The organism is Burkholderia sp. HMSC10F09, from assembly GCF_001806955.1.
GTDB lineage: Bacteria > Pseudomonadota > Gammaproteobacteria > Burkholderiales > Burkholderiaceae > Burkholderia > Burkholderia multivorans.
Map to the genome: position 1 here is coordinate 22,371 of NZ_KV786841.1, position 18,825 is coordinate 41,195.

Consider the following 18,825-nt stretch of genomic DNA (forward strand, 5'->3'; position numbering starts at 1 on the left):
GGTATTCAGGCCGCCTGCGCGGCCGCGCGCGACGGTCCGCGGTTGATCCGCAGCACGATCAGCGCGCCGATGATGCAGAGCCCGCCCGAGATCATCGACGCGATCGTGTAGGTGCCGAGGCTCGCCCGCAGCATCCCCGCGCCGAGCGCCGCGAACGCCGCGCCGAGCTGATGGCCGGCGACGATCCAGCCGAATACGACCGGCGCGGCCGCCTTGCCGAACACGTCGGTCGCGAGCCGCACGGTCGGCGGCACGGTGGCGATCCAGTCGAGCCCGTAGAACATCGCGAACAGCGGCAGCCCGAAGAAGTCGATGCCGAACGCATGCGGCAGATAGATCAGCGACAGCCCGCGCAGCCCGTAGTACCAGAACAGCAGCACGCGGTTGTCGTAGCGATCGGACAGCCAGCCCGACAGCGTCGTACCGAACAGGTCGAACACGCCCATCGCGGCGAGCAGCGACGCGCCCTGCACTTCCGTCATCCCGTAGTCGCTGCACATTGCGATCAGGTGCGTGCCGACGTAGCCGTTGGTGCTCGCGCCGCAGATGAAGAAGCTGAAGAACAGCAGCCAGAAATCGCGCGAGCGGCTCGCCGTGAGCAGCGTGCGGAACGCGACCGCGAGCGGATTCTCCTTCGTCGCGTCTGGCGCGGCCGGTGCATCGGCCGGCTCGCCGTACGGACGCAGCTTCACGTCGGCCGGCCGTTCGGGCAGCAGCAACGCGACGAGCGGGATCACGATCGCCGCCGCGAGCGCGACGACCAGCACGACCGGCCGCCAGCCGTGACGCTGCGCGATCGCCGCGAGCATCGGCAGGAACACGAGCTGGCCGGTGGCCGTGCTCGCGGTCAGAATCCCCATCACGAGGCCGCGGCGTGCGTGGAACCAGCGCGTGACGAACGTCGCGGACAGCGTCAGCGCGACGACGCCCGTCGAACAACCGACCATCAGCCCCCAGATCAGCACCATCTGCCAGCTCTGCGTCATCATCGACGACAGCGCGACGCCCGCGCCCATCGTCGCGAGCGCCGTCAGGATCGTCGGGCGCAGGCCGAAGCGCTGCATTGCGGCAGCCGCGAACGGCCCCGTCAGCCCGTACAGCGCGATATTGACCGAGATCGCGAGCGAGATCGCCGCGCGGCTCCAGCCGAGCTCGCGCTCGAGCGGCACCATCAGCACGCTCGGCGTCGCGCGCGTGCCGGCCGCGGCCAGCAGGATCAGGAATACCACCGCCGCCGCGAGCCATCCGTAATGGAACCGCCCGCCGATTCGTGTCACTGCCCAGTTCATCTCGCGTTCTCCAGTCGGCCGGCACGCGCCCGCGCGCCGCCCATTTGACCGGGCCACCTCCGCCGCACACCGCATCGGCTGACCCGGGCCGATGCTTGGCATTTTTTCCATTGTCCGGACCGGTATTGTTACTGACCGGTCACAAGTGTGTTGCGATCGTAGTGACCAGTCGGTAACATGTCAAGCAATTCACCACGCAGTCGAGGGTCATCATGTCGGGCATCGAGGCCGCCAAGCCGGCAGCTCGCCGCACGCGCCGCGCGATCGCCGGCGCCACCGCACAGGAGCATCTGCTGCGCGCCGCGCAGGAACTGTTTTACCGGGAAGGCGTGCGCAGCGTCGGCGTCGAAGCGGTCGTCGAGCTCGCCGGCGTCAACAAGATGAGCCTGTATCGTCAGTTCTCGTCGAAGGACGACCTGATCCTCGCGTATCTCGCGCGCATGGATGCGTGCTTCTTCGAGCGCGTCGACGCGAGCCTCGCGAAGCATCCGGGCGACCCGAAGGCGCAGCTGATCCAGTATTTCGTCGATCTTGCCGAGCGCGCGACGCAGAAAGACTACCGCGGCTGCCCGTTCGTCAACGTCGCCGCCGAATTTCCGGACGCGTCGCATCCGGCGCGCGAGCGCGTCGCGCAGAACAAGGAACAGCTGATGAAGCGGCTGGTCGCGCTCTGCGAAGCGGCCGGCGCGCGCGATCCGAAGGCGCTCGCCGATTCGCTCGCGCTCGTGATCGAAGGGATCTATGCGGCAAGCCAGACGTACCGGCACGGCGAAACGCCGATCGGCATCGCACCGGCGCTCGTCACGCAGCTGATCGAGGCCGCCTGCGCGTAGCGGCCGCGCGCGCCCGCTACAATGCGGCCGTTGCCGCCTTCCCGCCCGTTTCCGATGATCGACACCCGCCCCGAATCCACCGACGAAATCGTCGCCGCCACGCGTCACTGGCTCGCGCGGGCGGTGATCGGACTCAATCTGTGCCCGTTCGCGAAGAGCGTGTACGTGAAGGATCAGGTGCGCTATGCGGTCAGCGACGCGACCGCGCTCGACACGGCGCTCGCCGATCTCGAAGCCGAACTGCGCGCGCTGGAAGCGGCCGATCCGCGGCAGATCGACACGACGCTCGTGATCTATCCGCACGCGTTCGCGGATTTCGTCGACTACAACGACGCGCTGTTCTTCGCCGATCGCCTCGTGCAGCAGCTGAAACTCGACGGCGTGCTGCAGATCGCGAGCTTTCACCCGCAGTATCGGTTCGACGGCAGCGAACCGGACGACATCGAGAACTACACGAACCGCGCGCCGTATCCGATCCTGCATCTGCTGCGCGAGGACAGCATCGCGCGCGCGGTCGGCGCGTTTCCGGACGCCGCCGCGATCTACGAGAAAAACCAGGAAACCCTGCGCCGCCTTGGCCACGACGGCTGGCGCGAGTGGATGAGCGGCGCGGGCGACGACGTCTAGCGCCGCCGGCTCCGCCCGATTGGCGCGCACGCGCGCCGGGCGCGCAGGCGTCAGCCGGCGTGCTGTTCGACCGTTTCGCCGGCCGCCGCGTCGCGCTGCGGAACGAAAAAGCGCTCGCGCAGCTCGGCGAGCCCGAACATGTCGAGGATCTCGTTCAGCCGCTCGCTCGGGCGTCGGCGCGGCAGGTTCTTGTACTGCGCGATGATCAGCTCGTTCTTCATCGAATGTTCCCAGCCGACCAGCTCGGTCACGCTCACCTGATAGCCGTGCGCCTCGAGCTGCAGGCAGCGCAGCACGTTCGTGATCTGGCTGCCGAATTCGCGCGTATGCAGCGGATGACGCCACACTTCGGTCAGCGCGTTCGCGAGCGACTTGCCCTTGTGACGGCGCAGCACGCCCGCGACTTCGGCCTGGCAGCACGGCACGAGCACGATGTGCCGTGCGCGCTTCGCGAGCGCGAAGCGGATCGCGTCGTCGGTCGCGGTGTCGCACGCGTGCAGCGCGGTGACGACGTCGACCGTGTCGGGCAGCTTCGGCGACGTGATCGAATCGGCAACCGACAGGTTCAGAAACGACATGCCGCCGAACCCGAGCCGCTCGGACAGTTCGGTCGAACGCGCGACGAGCTCCTCGCGCGTCTCGATCCCGTACACATGCGACGCGAACGCCGGCGTGCCGTGTCCCGGCTGCTGCTTGAAGAACAGGTCGTACAGGATGAAGCCGAGATACGACTTGCCGGCGCCGTGATCGACGAGCGTCACCGCGCCGCGGTCGGCCTGCACGTTCGCGAGCAGCGGCTCGATGAACTGGAACAGGTGATACACCTGCTTCAGCTTGCGGCGGCTGTCCTGGTTCATCTTGCCGTCGCGGGTCAGGATATGCAGTTCCTTCAGCAGTTCGACGGACTGCTCCGGACGGATTTCGTAAGTCTTGTTGGACATCGTGAAGCGCGGCCGGGCCGCGGTCGGTCGACCACGGCCCGGCGGCGGGCAATCGTGAGGAATGGCGACAGTTTACCGAAAACGCGCGCTCAGGCTCGCGCGCCGAGCCGCCATAGCGACGTGAGCTCGGCACGGCGCGCCGCGTGCAGCGGATCGTCGGCGTCGGCGCTCTTCGGGTGCGCGGGGCGGATGTCGTCGCGGCCGAGCACGACGAGGCCGGCCGCGTCGATCCATTGCAGCAGCGTGTCGCGCGGCCGCAGCCCGAGATGCTCCGCGAAATCGGACAGGATCAACCAGCCTTCGCCACCCGGTTCGAGGTGCGCGGCGAGCCCCGCGAGAAACCCGCGCAGCATGCGGCTGTCGGGATCGTAGACCGCAAACTCGATCGGGGCGCTCGGCCGCGCGGGCACCCACGGCGGATTGCAGACGACGAGCGGCGCACGGCCCGGCGGAAACAGATCGGCTTCGGCGACGTCGACGCGGCCTGCGTAACCGAGCCGTTCGAGGTTCTCGCGCGCGCAGGCCAGCGCACGCGGGTCCTGATCGGTGGCGACGACGCGCTCGACGCCGCGCGACGCGAGCACCGCCGCGAGCACGCCGGTACCGGTGCCGATGTCGAAGGCAACCGACGTCGCGGGCAGCGGCGCGCGCGCGACGAGCGTCACGTATTCGCCGCGCACCGGCGAGAACACGCCGTAGTGCGGATGAATCGCCGCGCCGCCGAGCGCCGGAATCGGCACGCCTTTCTTGCGCCATTCGTGCGCGCCGACGAGCCCGAGCAGTTCGCGCAGCGACACCATCGACGGCGCGTCGCCCGGCCCGTACGCTTCCTCGCACGCGGCGCGCACGTCGGGCGCGCGGCGCAGCGGAATCGTATAGTCGGCGTCGAGCGGGATCAGCAGCATGCCGAGCGTACGTGCGCGCTGCGACTGCGCGAGCCGGTGCAGGTTGAATGCCTCGACGCCGGCGGCAGCCTTCGCCTTCTTCGGCTTGCGCTCGACGCGGCGCGCCATCGCCTGCACGAGCTGGCGCGCATTCTGGAAATCGCCCTGCCAGACGAGCGCGGTGCCCTCGCACGCGAGGCGATAGGCGGCGTCGGCAGTCAGGCGGTCGTCGGCGGGCACCGCGCGCTTCGGCGGCGGTACGCCGGCTTCGGAGCGCCAGCGCACGGCATGATCGACGCCGTCGGCGTCGGTCCAGTGGAAAACGGGGAAATCGGTCACGCGAGCTCGGCTACGGTTGGCTTCGGCGCGGCGGACATTCGCCGCGCGGACGACACCATACCGCGCTTTGCATCGTGCGGCAAAGCGGGCACGGCACGGTACGGGCGCGTCACGATGCGCCCCAGCCCGACATCGCGGGCAAGCGCAGCGTGCCCGCGTCGCTGAAGTGCACCGTCCCGATCACGCCGCCCGCGAGCCGGCCGCGCAGCGCATACGGCAGTTCGCCGTTCGCGGCGGCGCCGGGCAGGTTCCACGCCTGCCGCGCGGCCGCGAACGCGGATACCGACACCGGCACGTCGAGCACGGCCTCGCCGAAGCGCGGCACGACGCCCGAGCGATCGCTGACGCCGCTCGCGAACGGCGCGCCGTTCAGCTCGAGCGCGACCGCGATGCCGTCGTATTCGATCGGCGTGTCGTTCGGGTTCTGCACGCGCAGCTTCAGGCTGAAACGCATCTCGAGCCCTTGTCCGACGAGCGGATCCAGACCGACCACCGACACGCTGAGGGGCTCGCGCGTGAGACTCGCGCAACCGTCGAGCACGAATGCCGCCGCGAACAGGAACAGCACGGCGCGCAGCGGCGCGAAACGGAACAGGGCTCGCAGCATGGACAGCCTCCTCGCGGCAGCGAATTCGTCGGATCGATCCGGCATTGTACCGACCGCACCCGCACGCGAGCGATTTCGTAGTTCCAGCGCACCGCCGGTTCCTTAACAGATTAAAACTACGGAATTCCACAAATAACCAAATCGTTAATTCATTCCATCCGCAATTCAATGAAGCGCAAAAACCGCAATAGGCTGACTTTCTAATTTTTTCGTTTCCTTTACCCAAAACCATCAAGTATATTGACGCATCCTTCGAGCAGGCCGACAAACCTTCAAGCCGCATGACGGCGACTTTGCGGAACGGCGACACCACGCCGTCCTTCCGTCCGGCGGCCTGGCCCGGCCCGCCCCGTGGGGCGTCGGTTCAAAGCAGGCGCGCGCCCGTGCACGGCGCGCCGTCTGTCGTGCGCGCGCATTCCATTCAGTACAACACGCGCCCGGCGATTTCGAACCGGCAAGTCAACCGATATCCGGAAACACAGAGGGGGCAGCAAACCATGATTACCTTTACGTAGTCGGCCGGCCGTCTTTTCGAATAAATCCGTCATTGGCTTTTTTCGCCGCTTATCCAGCGGCGGGGGATTGCTTTTGCCGGCGTTTTCGCAGCACTGAACGACTCTTTCTACAATCGAGGTTTTCAGTCATGTCGATTTCTATTCGCAAGATGCGTTATCTGCCGCTCGTTGCCGCGCTCGCGCTCGCCGGGTGCGGCGGCGACGACGGCGGCCTAGGCTCCGCTTCCGCGCTCAGTTCGGCCGCCGCGCCGAACGCCGGCTCGTCGCCCGCCGCCGGCGGCCCGCAGACCAGCGCGTCCAACGTCGACAAGAGCGTCGCGCCCGTCGAGCTGCCGGACACCGTCGTGCCGATCAACTACCGCCTCTGGTTCCGTCCGAACGAGGCGCTCAACGCGTTCGACGGCCGCGCCGACGTCGAAATCAAGGTGCTGAAGCCCGTGAACAACATCGTGATCGCGGGCCACCGGATCAAGTTCACGAACGGCCGCATCACGCTGCAGCCGGGCAACATCCAGCTAATCGCGACGCCGCAGGACAAGGGCGACTTCTATCAGCTGCGCCCTGTCAGCGGCTCGATCTCGCCGGGCAACTATTCGCTGCACATGGAGTGGTCGGGCATCATCAACTTCAAGTCGTACGACGATCCGGTGAACAAGACCGGCGGCAGCTGCGGCGACGATCCGTATCCGGGCTGCTCGGCCGCCGAAGGGATCTTCCGCGTCGACCTGAAGGCGACCGACGGCACGACGAGCGGCGCGATTCTCACGCAGGGCGAAACCAACCTCGCGCGCCAGTGGTTCCCCGGCTGGGACGAGCCTGCGTTCCGCCCGACCTATGAAGTGACGGCCGAAGTGCCGCAGAACTGGCGCGTCGTGTCGAACGCGGCCGAGAAGCCGTCGACGAACGTCGGCGGCGGCTACAAGCTCGTGCAGTTCGAGAAGACGCCGCCGATGCCGTCGTACCTGCTGTTCTTCGGCGGCGGCCTGTTCGACACCTACGAGGACGACTTCACGAGCCCGCTGCCGGGCGGCAAGGGCGGCCTGCACCTGCGCGTGTTCACGCCGCCGGGCATGCGCGACTGGGCGAAGCCGGCGATGGACCGCACCAAGCAGGCGCTCGACTTCTACTATCGGTACACCGGCATTCCGCTGCCGCTCACGAAGTTCGACACGGTCGCCGCGAACGATGCGTTCAAGGAGCAGAAGGATCTGAACTTCGGCGGGATGGAGAACTGGGGCTCGATTCTCGAATTCGCGGACGACATCCTGCCGGAGCCGGGCCAGCCGATGTCGCAGTACGGCAACGAGGTGCTCACGCATGAAGTCGCGCACCAGTGGTTCGGCGATCTCGTGACGACCGACTGGTGGGACAACGTGTGGCTCAACGAGTCGTTCGCGACGTTCTTCGAAACGAAGACGACGATCCAGTTCTTCCCCGACGAGTTCAGCTGGCTCGATCAGGTGAAGAACAAGTACCGCGTGATCAATCGCGACATCGGGCCGAACGCGTTCCCGGTCGCACCGAACTTCAACGGCTGGGCGTCGAACGACTTCGTGCTGAGCGCGAGCGCGTTCACCTACGACAAGGGCGGCCACGTGCTGAAGACGCTCGAGAACTATCTGGGCGAGCAGACGCTGCGCAAGGGCCTGCAGCAGTACCTGACCGACTACTCGTTCGGCAACGGGACGCCGAAGCGTCTGTGGGACGCGCTGTCGAAGGCGAGCGGCCAGCCGGTCGGCCCGATCGGCGACAGCTACGTGCGGCAGACGGGCGTGCCGCTGGTCTCGCTCGACACGCAGTGCGACCTGACGAAGAACCAGACGATCGTCACGCTGAAACAGCAGCCGTTCCCGAACAAGAACGCGTATCCGGGCCTGCAATGGACGGTGCCGATCACGCTCGCGTACGGTCAGGGCCTGTCGAAGCGCACGACGCTCGCGCTGAAGGACACGCAGGCGCAAACGCGGCTCGACGGCTGCACGGGCGTGGTCGCCGATCCGAGCGGTCTCGACTACTACGTTGTGAACTACAGCGACGCGGCCTGGAGCGGCGTGCTCACGCAGGTCAACGGCTCGACCGATCCGGTGCTGCTCGCGAACCTGAAGAGCGAAGCCGCGCTGCTCGTCGCGAACAACCTCGCGCCGGCCTCGCGCTCGACGTCGATCGGCTCGGTCGCCTCGCCGGCCGCGATGAAGCTGCGTCAGACGCCGACGTTCGACGGCATCGCGCCGACGACGAAGGAACGTCCGGCACTGCGTTACCAGGGCGCGTTCAAGCCGCGCAAGGTGCTCACGCAGTAACGATGCACGGCCGGCCGACGCCGCTTGCGGCGCCGCGCCGGCCGGCGCATGCGCTTACCCGTACGACGGGCCTCGCGAGCGAGGCCCGTTTTTTTGCGGATGCGTCGCGCGGTGCGGCCGCGCCGCTCAGCGATCGTTGCGCCGACGAAACGCCCACCATGCGGCGAGCGCGGTGAAGCCGGCGACGAACAGCACCATCAACCAGAACCCGTGCTTGTTCTCGGCGAACGGCACGCCGCCGACGTTCATCCCGAAGAAGCCCGCGACGATATTGATGGGTAGCGCGATCACGGTGACGAGCGTCAGCGTGAACAGCGTGCGGTTGTTCTGTTCGTCCAGACGCGAGCCGATCTCTTCCTGCAGCAGCTTGATGCGCTCGACGAGCCCCGCGAGATCGGCGAGCACGAGCGAGAACTCCTCGGTCGATTCGCGCAGCTCCTGCACGTCGTCCGCGTGCAGCCAGGCGGGCGGCCGCGCGAGCAGCCGGAAGATCGAGCCCGGTTCCGGCGCGAGCATGCGCTGCAGGCGCGTCAGCGTGCGCCGCATCGTGCCGAGCTCGATGCGGTTCGACGTGAGCCGCTGCGACAGGAAGCTGTCCTCGATCCGGTCAACGTCGACGCTCGTGCGCCGCATGATCTGGATCAGCAGGTCGGCCTGATCGCGCAGCAGATGCATCAGCAGCTCGGCCGGCGACCGGAAGCGCTCGCCGTCGCGCACGCACGCGCGCAGCGTGTCGACCGAACGCAGCGGCTTGAGCCGCGCGGTGACCATGATGCGCTGCTCGACGTGCACGAACAGCGTCGCGATCTCCGACGGCGTCAGCTCGAGGTTGAACATCACGTCGTTGACGATCGCGCGCAGCGCGCCGTCTTCCTGCTCGATACGCGTCGAACGCGAGCCTTCATGCAGAAATTCGAAGAAGCTGTCGGGCAGCCCGAGATGCGTGCGCATCCAGCGCTCGCTCGCGCCGTGCGCGAGATTGAAGTGCAGCCACACGAAATCGTCGGCGTCGGCTGCATCGCGCGCGCAGCACGTGCGCAGCCAATCGGCCGCAGCCGATGCGTCGAGCGGCACGCCGGGCTCGCCGCGCATGAAGCGGAACCCGCATATCATGCCGGACGTGTCGGCGCCGTAAGTCTGTGCGATCAGGTCCATCGTGTCGAAGCGAGGGTGCGTCGAGCGCGCGTCGCGCGTCGCCGGCAGCGCACCGGGAAGGGAAACATGACGTATGCCGCACATGTGTGACGGTTTCGTGACAGTGTCATGTATGCCCTGCTGCGACTGTGCCGCGCCGATGCATGGGCCCCAAAAGCAACGCGCCGCCCGGTGGGCGGCGCGCATGCGGCGATTCCCTGCGTGCGGAGCCTTACTGGCGCGCGTCCGACTGCGCGGCAGTCGGGCACGCCGGATCCTTGCCCCAATGGCCGTCGCAGACTCTCCAGCGGCACAGCTGATCTTCGAAGAAGCCGCGCTCCGAGCATTCCTTCACGCGTGCCGCGAGCGAGCCGCCGGTCGCGGCTGCCGCCTTGGTCGGCATGGGCTGCGCCTTCTGCGCGGCCGCTTTCTTGTCGGCCGGCTTCGTACGTGCGACGAGCGCGGCGAGCAGGTCGGCGTCCGGATCGTCCTTCGCGGACGCCGTCCGCACCGACGTGTCGCGATGCTTCTTCTGCGCGAGTTCGGCCTGCTCCTTGCGGTGCTTGCGGGCCTCGGCGTTTGCGTCGACCTTGGCGTCCGCCTTGCTGCGGGCGGCCACCTTCGCGCTCTTCGCGTCCGGTTTCGCATCGGCCTTCGCGGTTTTCGCCGTCGTGGCGGCTGCAGCCGCCGTCGCGGCAGCAGTGGCCGCCGTGGCGGCCGTCGCCGCTGCGCCGGCCGTCGTCGCGCCGGATGCCTCGTCGGCGCCGTTCGCGAGCGCGCGCGACAGCCGGCTGTCGTCCGCTGCCGGCGGTGCCGATGCGGACGCAACCGCTGCCGATGCCGGCTCGTCGTTGACGATCGTCGCCGGCTGCACGGCCGACGCCGCGGATGCGCCGTTCTGCGCAACCTGCGCGGTCGCCCCGCTTGCCGGCGTCGCTTTCCCGGCCTCTTGCGCGGGCGCGGCGGCCACCGCGGCCGGCTCGTCGGCCGACTGCTGCTGCCAGCGCCATGCGCCCCAGCCGCCGACGGCGACCAGCAGCGCGACGACGGCGGCGATCGGCGCCTTCAGCGATCGGCGCGGCGGCTCGGCCGGCGGCGTGACGCGTCCTTCCAGATCCGCGAGAATGCGCGACGGCTGCGAGCCGCCGTTGTCCGCCGGCTTTGTATCGGACAGCAGGCTCGGTGGAGTTTTCGAATTTGAATTTTCCGGCGCACTCATTCAGCGTCTCATTGAATCCTGGTTTAATTCACCGCGATAATATAGCCCGGCCTCTCGAAGCAGCCTGATTCTAAGAGCAAGCATTGCAAAACACAATCAATTCCAATTTCCGGGGATTTCATTGATTGCCGTCGCACTCGTCGCCTATTTCGCCGTTGCCGTCGCCGTTGCGGCACTGTTGCTTTTACCAGGCATCCGCGCGACGGTTTTCGATTCCGTCGCGCAATTTCACGGCCGTCTTACGCGCCGCGCGAACGATCGCGCCGCACGCGCACGAAGTCAGATTGTTAAATCGGCACGCGTCACGCGCAGCACGCTGAGCGACGTGCAAAATTTACTGGTTCGGCGGCGCTTGATGATTATGGTCTCGGCGGGTATTCTTGCGACGCCGCCATTGGTCGCGATTGCGTTACGCGGCAGGCAATTGTTTCAGTACGACGACACGGCGCGCGTGCCGGACGAAAAGATCGCCGCGCTATTGCAGGGCGAGCAGCTCGTGCCGCCGCCGCCGTTGCCGCCGGAAGTCTTTGCCACGCGGGAAGTCGAGCAGGTAAGGCCGGCGCTGAAGGACGCGAGCCGCGACTGGAATCTGCTCGATCCGGATTTCCGTACGCGCTTGCTGCTGGTCTACAAGATCATGCACGAGCAGTACGGTTATGAAATGGCGCTGCTCGAGGGTTATCGAAGCCCGGAACGGCAAAACCGGCTCGCGCAGATGGGCAGCAACGTAACAAATGCGGCGGCGTTCCAGAGCTATCACCAATTCGGGCTCGCGGCCGACAATGCATTCCTGCGCGACGGCAAGCTCGTCATTTCCGAGAAAGATCCGTGGGCAATGCGCGGCTACCAGTTGTACGGACAGGTGGCCGAACAGGTCGGTCTCACGTGGGGCGGCCGATGGAAAATGATGGATCTCGGGCACGTGGAATACCATAAACCCGGTTTTAAACTGGGACGCGGCAGCTAGCCAGGGCTGCCGGACAGGAAATAATGAGGGCGGCATGGGGCTTGTTAATCACCCGACAGGAAACGATATCGGCGGCGCAATCGATCGGGCATTTCGATGCGCGATTTTTTCCGGCCGCCGCCAGCGTTTTAAAACTCACAGCGTCCTTTCATCCATGCGCGCGCCTTCTCCGATGCCGCGGGCGCATTGATGCCAGCCCCCTTCACCCCGTTTGACAGCATGGCGACACGTCGCGGTGTCACGCTTGCCGCTCGCACGCCCGTCGCCTCACCGAATCGCACCGGAACCTGAACGTCCTATGCAACGCATCCTCAACGTGTTGACTCACCCGCGTACGCTCTCGATCGTCGGGATCGTCGCGCTCGCGGCGATCCTCTTCATCGTCGCCGACATGCTGCAGCTGCCGCTGCTGTGGGCCGCGATCGCGCTCGCGGCGATCCTCGCGCTGTGGCTCGCGGTCGCGCTCTGGCGGCGCTGGCGCGTGAAGCGCGCGAACCGGCAGCTCGGCGAGGTGCTCGAAGAACAGGCCGAAACCGGCAAGATCGCGGCGCCCGCCGCGGCGGCCGTCGCGCCCGACGCGAAGACGGCCGACCTCGACGCGCTGCGCACGCGCCTGTCCGATGCGGTGAAGACGATCAAGACCTCGAAGATCGGCCAGGTATCGGGCGGCTCAGCGCTGTACGAACTGCCGTGGTACATCGTGATCGGCAACCCCGCGGCCGGCAAGAGCAGCGCGGTGATCAACTCGGGGCTGCAGTTCCCGTTCGCCGACAAGAACAGCGCCGTGATCCACGGCATCGGCGGCACGCGCAACTGCGACTGGTTCTTCACGACCGAAGGGATCCTGCTCGACACCGCGGGCCGCTACTCGGTTCACGAGGAAGACCGCAGCGAATGGCTCGGCTTCCTCGGCCTGCTGAAACGCTACCGGCCGAAGGCGCCGATCAACGGCATCATCGTCACCGCGAGCATTGCCGAACTCACCGGCAACCGCCCCGAATTCGCGATCAATCTCGCGAAGAACCTCCGCCAGCGCGTTCAGGAACTGACGGAAAAGCTCGAAGTGTTCGCGCCGGTCTACGTGATGTTCACGAAGGCCGACCTCATCACCGGCTTCACCGAATTCTTCAGCAGCAGCGACAAGCACGAGTACGACCGCGTGTGGGGTGCGACGCTGCCGTACGAACCGGACGAGAAGCGCGACGTCGTCGCGCTGTTCGACGAGCGCTTCGAGGAGCTCTACGAAGGGCTGAAGGAAATCAGCATCGCGCAGCTGTCGCTGTCGCGCGGCCATCAGCTGTCGCCGGGCCAACTGAGCTTCCCGCTCGAGTTCTCGACGATCAAGCCGGCGCTGCGCGCGTTCCTCGCGACGCTGTTCGAGAACAACCCGTTCCAGTACAAGCCGATCTTCCGCGGCTTCTACTTCACGAGCGCGCTGCAGGAAGGCGAAACCAGCAGCGCGGCCGCGCAGCGCATCGCACACCGCTTCGGCCTCGACGCGAGCGCGCTGCCGAAGCCGCACAGCGCGTTCTCGAAGAACGGCTTCTTCCTGCGCGACCTGTTCTCGAAGGTGATCTTCGCCGACCGCCAGACCGTGCGCCAGTTCGCGAGCCCGACCAAGACGCGGCTGCGCTACGCGACCTTCTTCGGCTTCGTCGCGGCGCTCGCGCTGGCGCTCGGCGGCTGGACGTGGTCGACGATCGGCAACCAGCAGCTCGTCGCGAACGTGCAGGCCGATCTCGACAACGTCACGCGCCTGCAGCAGGGCCGCAACGATCTGCAGTCGCGGCTGCAGGCGATGGACATCCTCGAGGACCGCATCGAGCAGCTCGAACAGTTCCGCCGCGACAAGCCGCTGTCGGTGTCGCTCGGCCTGTATCAGGGCGATCGTCTCGAACAGCACTTGCTGACCGAGTACTACAACGGCGTGCGCCAGATCCTGCTGAACCCGGTTTCGCAGAACCTCGCATCGTTCCTGAAGGACGTGAACGCACACCCCGACCAGCTCGTGCCGATGACGCGGCCGCCCGAATCGGGCGCCGTGCAGGCGAGCGCGCTGCCGGTATCGACGAACCCGGCGGGCGCCGCGCAACCGTCGTCGTCCGTCGCGGGCGCGCTCGTCGCGCCGCAACCGCCGGCCGCGCCGCAAGGCGGCCTGTACAGCGACGCGTCGCCGACCAACGTGCAGGACGCGTACAACGCGCTGAAGACCTACCTGATGCTGTCCGACAAGCGTCACGTCGAACAAGCGCACCTGACCGACCAGCTCGCGCGCTTCTGGCGCGGCTGGCTCGAGACGAATCGCGGCAACATGCCGCGCGACGAGATGATCAAGAGCGCCGAGCGCATGATCTCGTTCTATCTCGCGCGCGTGAACGACGACGACTGGCCGATGATCGACGCGAACCTCGCGCTCGTCGACCAGACGCGCGAGAACCTGCGTCGCGTGGTGCGCGGCATGCCGGCCCGCCAGCGCGTGTACGAGGAAATCAAGGCACGCGCGTCGACGCGCTTCGCGCCGATGACCGTCGCGCGCATCGTCGGCGACGGCAACCAGGGGCTGATTGCCGGCAGCTACGCGATCCCGGGCACGTTCACGCGCGACGCGTGGTTCGACTACGTGCAGCCTGCGATCCGCGACGCGGCGACCAAGGAGCTGCAGGCGAAGGACTGGGTGCTCAATACGTCGACGCAGGACGACCTCACGCTCGAGGGCAGTCCCGAGCAGATCCAGAAGACGCTGGTCGGGATGTACAAGACCGAGTACGCGCAGCACTGGCAGAAGTTCATGCAGGGCATCGCGGTGCAAGGCTTCAGCAGCTTCGGCCAGGCCGTCGACGGCATGAACCGCCTCGGCGACCCGCAGGACTCGCCGATCCGCAAGATCCTCGAGACCGCGTATGAGCAGACCTCGTGGGACAACCCGTCGCTGGCGAACGTCGCGATCAAGAAGGCGCAGACCGGCGTGGTGAACTGGGTCAAGCAGTTGTTCACGCGTTCGCAGGCCGGCCAGGTTGCGGCCGCCAACATCGACATCAACGGCAATCCGGTCGAGGTGCCGATGGGCCCGATCGGCCAGGAGTTCATCGGCCTCGCGCGAATCGTCGCGACGCACGACGGCACGTCGATGCTGAAGGGCTACATGGACACGCTGTCGAAGGTGCGCACGCGCTTCAACGTGATCAAGAACCAGGGCGATCCTGGGCCCGGCGCGCGCCAGCTGATGCAGCAGACGCTCGACGGCAACGGCTCGGAGCTCGCCGATTCGCTGAAGTTCGTCGACGAGCAGATGCTGACCGGCCTCACCGATTCGCAACGCAAGGCGCTGCGCCCGCTGCTCGTGCGTCCGCTGATGCAGGCGTTCTCGGTCGTGATTCAGCCGGCCAGCGTCGAGGTCAACAAGGTGTGGAACGCGCAGGTCTATCAGCCGTTCCAGAGCTCGCTCGCGACCAAGTATCCGTTCGCGGCGAACGCGAAGGTCGAGGCCGGCGCCGGCGAAATCGCGCAGGTGTTCGGTCCGGACGGCTCGATCGCGAAGTTCGTCGGCACGACGCTCGGGCCGCTCGCCGTCCGCCGCGGCGATACGCTCGCCGCGCGTACGTGGGGCGACATGGGCCTCGCGCTCGCGCCGGACTTCACGAACGGCTTCGCGCGCTGGGTCGCACCGCTCGCGGGCGGCGCGGCCGGCGGTGCCGCCGCGTCGTCGGAACCGCAGACCGTGTTCCAGATCCTGCCGCAGCCGAGCACCGGCACGACCGAATACACGGTCGCGATCGACGGCCAGCAGCTGCGCTACCGCAACACGCCGCCGCAGTGGACCAACTTCGTGTGGCCGAACCCGCAAGGCTCGCCGGGCGCGACGCTGTCGGCGACGACGTTCGACGGGCGCACCGTGCAGCTCGTCAACGAGCCCGGCCGCTACGGTCTCGAGAAACTGATCAACTCCGCGCAGCGCAAGCGGCGGCCGGACGGCACGTTCGACCTCACGTGGACGCAGGGCAGCGTGAGCGTGTCGGTGACGATGCGCATCATCAGCACGTCGCAGCCGACAAGCGGCGGCGGCGACCAGCCGCAGCAGCAGAGCCTGCGCGGGCTGCAACTGCCGTCGTCGGTCGTCGACGCGAGCGCGGGCGCCGCACAGAACGCGGCCCAGGCCGGCGCCGGCGCGCCGGCCGCCGCGCCGACCGTCGCGGCCGCTACCGGTTCGAATGCACAGGGGGCGCAATGACGCAAACCGTTCAGGCGCAAGTCGCCTATTTCGGCAAGATTCCTTCGCGCGGCGATTTCGTGAAGAGCGCGCACAATCCGCAGTTGCTGCAGACGCTCGATCGCTGGATCGCGCAGGCGCTCGAACTGCTTGCGGAAGATCCGCGCTGGAAGATCGTCTACGAAGATGCGAAGCCGATGCATTTCGCGTTCCTCGGCTCGCGCAGCAAGCTGGCGATCGCGGGCCATATGGTCGCGAGCCACGACGTATCGATGCGCCGCTTCCCGTTCCTCGGCGCGACCGCGCTCGAAGTCGACCGGCCGCTCGCGTTCCTCGCACGCAGCCCGCTCGCGTTCGCGCGGCTGTGGTCGCGCGTCGCCGCGCAGATCGCGCCGCTGCTCGCGAGCGAGGAGCCGCCCGGCGCGCTGCAGGCGCTCGGCGACACGCAGGTGCCGATCGACATCGGCGGGCCCGGCACGTCGCATGACGGCACGTTCAACGACTTCGTCGAACATCAGTCGCTGTACGGGCTGCAGCAGATGCTGCTCGAAAGCGGCCATCCCGTGCGGCTGCGCGGCGCGATGCTCGCGCTCGGCTCGCTCCTGCGGCCGGTGATGCAGAGCGGCTCGTCGCATATCGAACGGGGCCTCACGCTGCCGCTGCCCGTCGATCCGTTCTACCGCAGCCTCGTCGCCGCGTTCTGGCTCGAACTGATCGCGCCGTTCGTCGCGCAGGCCGATTTCGAGCTCGCGATCTTCATCGGTACGATCGCCGAGCGCGAACGACTGATCATCGGGTTCAACGGTGCGTCGGCGAAGACGCTGCTGAGCGTCGTCGATCCGCAAACGTACGCCGCCCACAACATCGATATCGACGATCCCGAGTGGATCGACGCCCATGCGCAAAACGATCCGCAGGTCAGCAAACTCGTCAGCTATCTCGATCAACCACAGCTGTCGCTGCGCGTCGCCATCGACGCGTTCCGCGAAGCGTTCATCGGAGGTTGACGGGATGCAACGTACGATTCATGTCCGGCGTATGCGCTTGTCGCGCTTGTCGTCCTTCGTTGCCGCCCTTCTCGCTGCCGGCCTCGTCGGCAACGGTGCGGCCTACGCGCAGAACGCCGGTGGCGCGACCGTCACGCCGGTCGGCAACGGCACCGTCGCGGCGAGTGCGCTGCCCGCGAATGCCGGCGCAGGTTCGGCAAGCGTGGCCGCATCCGGCACGCTCGTGCGCGGCACGGCCGGCGCGCTTGCGCCGCCGCCTGCGAATGCGACGCCCGGCCAGGTTGTGGTCGGCGGCAAGGTGCCCGACGAAGCGACCAAGGCCGCCGTGCTGCAGAAGCTGCGCGACACGTACGGCGCCGCAAACGTCGTCGATCAGATCGAGGTCGGCGACGTCGCGACGCCGCCGAACTGGAGCGCGAACGTGCAGAAGCTGCTCGGTGCGCAACTCAAGCAGATCAGCAAGGGGCAGCTGAAGATCAACGGCACGCAGATCGAGATGAAGGGCGAGGTGCACAACGAGGCGCAGCGTCAGCAGATCGCAAGCGACATGGCCAATACGCTGAACCCGACGTATACGATCCGGAACGGGTTGCGTGTGTCGGCGTCCGAGCAGGGATTGCTCGATCAAACGCTCGCGAACCGCACGATCGAGTTCGAGACCGGCAGCGCGACGTTGACGCCGCAGGGCAAGCAGATTCTCGACCAGATGGCGGCCGCGCTCGCGAAGCTGCAGAACCGGACCGTCGACATCATCGGGCATACCGACAACTCGGGGAACCGGACGTCGAACATCGCGCTGAGCCAGGCTCGGGCGGATGCGGTGAAGGGATATCTGATCACGAAAGGAATCGCGCCGCAGCAGATGACGACGACAGGCGTCGGGCCGGATCAGCCGATCGCGCCGAACGATACGGCGGACGGGCGGGCGAGGAATCGGCGGATCGAGTTTCGGGTTGGGCAGTAGGTGGGGAGACGGGGCCGTTTGACCGAATTCGAAACGGGACGCGTCATTGACGCGGCCCGAGCACGCCCGTGTGCGTCAGCCTCGACTGCCTCGGCTATCGTCGCGCGGCGGCGGCAATAATCCCGCTTCGATCGGCGGCACAGCAACCGACGGGAATCGATCCTGCGCCAGCTCCGCCGCAATGTCCGGCGACAAAGCGGCCATCTCTTTCGCGAATGCGCCGCGCGTCCCGTTGCTCGGCCGAATGCGTTTCTGCACCGCCGGGTGCGCGTCGAACCGGGCGTTCACCAGAAGCGCGAAATACGCGTATTGCGCGAGATCATCGCGATCGGTGAAGCGGTACCTGAGCCACGCTGCCGCGACCGTCCGCGAAATTCGGCGATGCAGCTGGGCATCGTTGTCCCCGTTTCTCGTCGAGCTGCTCTCCGTATCGTTTCGTCAGCTCGCGCGATACGTCCACGATGGGCAAGCGCGTACTCCCCAGCATCTCGCCAGAAAATGCCAGTTCGACATGGTGATCGGGGTAGAAATGAATCTCGAGAATGCGCGAACCGATCGAGTCCGGCACGTTGGTCGGAGCCAGCGATGCGTTCGCTTCCGCCTGCTGCTTCTTCACCTGCTCGCCGGTCCGCCAGTCGTCCGCGTCGTAATACGTCCACTGAACCTTGAAGTTCGTGCCCTTCAGCGAATAGCAGCATGCGATGCTGCCCTCGCCCGCTCCCGGTTCCAAATCGCCACCTCCGCGGGCCTTATTGCCGTATTGGTCTGTGATCGTAAATCGAGCGAGGTTGTACGGCAGGTAATTCAGTGCTTCCGTGGAAACAGCCACATAGGTCGGCTCGGATTGCTGCATGCTGCGATCGACACGAATAGTAGATTGGCCGCGGCAATTCGCAACACGACGAACGTACGCGCTACCGCCAGCGCGTTCGGCAGAATCGCGGACCATACGGCCCGGGCGACGGCCGGCGGTAGGAAGTTCTCGTCGCCGC

13 protein-coding genes and 1 pseudogene are annotated in these 18,825 nt (G+C 66.9%); 7 read left to right on the top strand and 7 right to left on the bottom strand.

Annotated features, from left to right (window positions below; all coding sequences use genetic code 11):
- Positions 1 to 5: 5 nt before the first annotated feature.
- Complete coding sequence (locus HMPREF3115_RS21810) at positions 6 to 1,289, bottom strand: MFS transporter (RefSeq protein WP_006406936.1); 1,284 nt, start codon at positions 1,287 to 1,289, stop codon at positions 6 to 8.
- A 212-nt stretch (positions 1,290 to 1,501) separates the two neighbouring features.
- Between HMPREF3115_RS21810 and HMPREF3115_RS21815 the strand changes: the two genes are divergently transcribed.
- Both HMPREF3115_RS21815 and HMPREF3115_RS21820 read left to right on the top strand, forming a co-directional pair.
- Positions 1,502 to 2,122 (top strand): TetR/AcrR family transcriptional regulator, encoded by a 621-nt coding sequence (locus HMPREF3115_RS21815; protein WP_070556020.1) that lies wholly within the window; start codon positions 1,502 to 1,504, stop codon positions 2,120 to 2,122.
- A gap of 54 nt (positions 2,123 to 2,176) precedes the next feature.
- Positions 2,177 to 2,749, top strand: coding sequence for a DUF1415 domain-containing protein (locus tag HMPREF3115_RS21820; protein WP_070556022.1), 573 nt, complete (start codon positions 2,177 to 2,179; stop codon positions 2,747 to 2,749).
- A gap of 50 nt (positions 2,750 to 2,799) precedes the next feature.
- On the opposite strand, the gene HMPREF3115_RS21825 is transcribed toward HMPREF3115_RS21820, so the two are convergent.
- The 3 genes from HMPREF3115_RS21825 to HMPREF3115_RS21835 all read right to left on the bottom strand — a co-directional run bounded on the left by HMPREF3115_RS21825 (position 2,800) and on the right by HMPREF3115_RS21835 (position 5,520).
- A complete protein-coding gene (locus HMPREF3115_RS21825) occupies positions 2,800 to 3,690 on the bottom strand; it encodes a class I SAM-dependent methyltransferase (RefSeq protein WP_070556024.1) in 891 nt (296 codons plus the stop codon).
- A gap of 89 nt (positions 3,691 to 3,779) precedes the next feature.
- Complete coding sequence (locus tag HMPREF3115_RS21830; RefSeq protein ID WP_070556026.1) at positions 3,780 to 4,913, bottom strand: methyltransferase; 1,134 nt, start codon at positions 4,911 to 4,913, stop codon at positions 3,780 to 3,782.
- Positions 4,914 to 5,022: 109 nt separating this feature from the next.
- The gene (locus HMPREF3115_RS21835) at positions 5,023 to 5,520 is read right to left on the bottom strand and encodes an LEA/WHy family protein (protein WP_070556027.1); all 498 of its coding nucleotides are present in this window, start codon (positions 5,518 to 5,520) and stop codon (positions 5,023 to 5,025) included.
- Between the two features lie 643 nt (positions 5,521 to 6,163).
- Between HMPREF3115_RS21835 and HMPREF3115_RS21840 the strand changes: the two genes are divergently transcribed.
- A complete protein-coding gene (locus HMPREF3115_RS21840) occupies positions 6,164 to 8,335 on the top strand; it encodes a M1 family metallopeptidase (protein WP_006406942.1) in 2,172 nt (723 codons plus the stop codon).
- A 126-nt stretch (positions 8,336 to 8,461) separates the two neighbouring features.
- Here HMPREF3115_RS21840 and HMPREF3115_RS21845 read toward each other — a convergent pair whose 3' ends face one another.
- Both HMPREF3115_RS21845 and HMPREF3115_RS21850 read right to left on the bottom strand, forming a co-directional pair.
- Positions 8,462 to 9,490 carry a transporter gene (locus tag HMPREF3115_RS21845; protein ID WP_012467450.1) on the bottom strand — a complete coding sequence of 343 codons (1,029 nt, stop codon included), beginning with the start codon at positions 9,488 to 9,490 and terminating at the stop codon, positions 8,462 to 8,464.
- A 211-nt stretch (positions 9,491 to 9,701) separates the two neighbouring features.
- Positions 9,702 to 10,688, bottom strand: coding sequence for a phage tail protein (locus tag HMPREF3115_RS21850; protein ID WP_070556029.1), 987 nt, complete (start codon positions 10,686 to 10,688; stop codon positions 9,702 to 9,704).
- A gap of 121 nt (positions 10,689 to 10,809) precedes the next feature.
- On the opposite strand from HMPREF3115_RS21850, the gene HMPREF3115_RS21855 reads away from it, so the two are divergent.
- The 4 genes from HMPREF3115_RS21855 to HMPREF3115_RS21870 all read left to right on the top strand — a co-directional run bounded on the left by HMPREF3115_RS21855 (position 10,810) and on the right by HMPREF3115_RS21870 (position 17,833).
- Entirely contained in the window at positions 10,810 to 11,655 is an 846-nt protein-coding gene (locus tag HMPREF3115_RS21855; protein ID WP_006415101.1) for a M15 family metallopeptidase, read from the top strand.
- A gap of 298 nt (positions 11,656 to 11,953) precedes the next feature.
- The gene (tssM, locus tag HMPREF3115_RS21860; protein ID WP_053297731.1) at positions 11,954 to 15,883 is read left to right on the top strand and encodes a type VI secretion system membrane subunit TssM; all 3,930 of its coding nucleotides are present in this window, start codon (positions 11,954 to 11,956) and stop codon (positions 15,881 to 15,883) included.
- A complete protein-coding gene (gene tagF / locus HMPREF3115_RS21865; protein ID WP_006400525.1) occupies positions 15,880 to 16,869 on the top strand; it encodes a type VI secretion system-associated protein TagF in 990 nt (329 codons plus the stop codon). Before tssM ends, tagF begins: the two co-directional genes overlap by 4 nt.
- A gap of 4 nt (positions 16,870 to 16,873) precedes the next feature.
- Entirely contained in the window at positions 16,874 to 17,833 is a 960-nt protein-coding gene (locus tag HMPREF3115_RS21870; protein WP_069219953.1) for an OmpA family protein, read from the top strand.
- A 75-nt stretch (positions 17,834 to 17,908) separates the two neighbouring features.
- Here HMPREF3115_RS21870 and HMPREF3115_RS31690 read toward each other — a convergent pair.
- Positions 17,909 to 18,772, bottom strand: a pseudogene (locus HMPREF3115_RS31690) (hypothetical protein).
- Between the last annotated feature and the right edge of the window lie 53 nt (positions 18,773 to 18,825).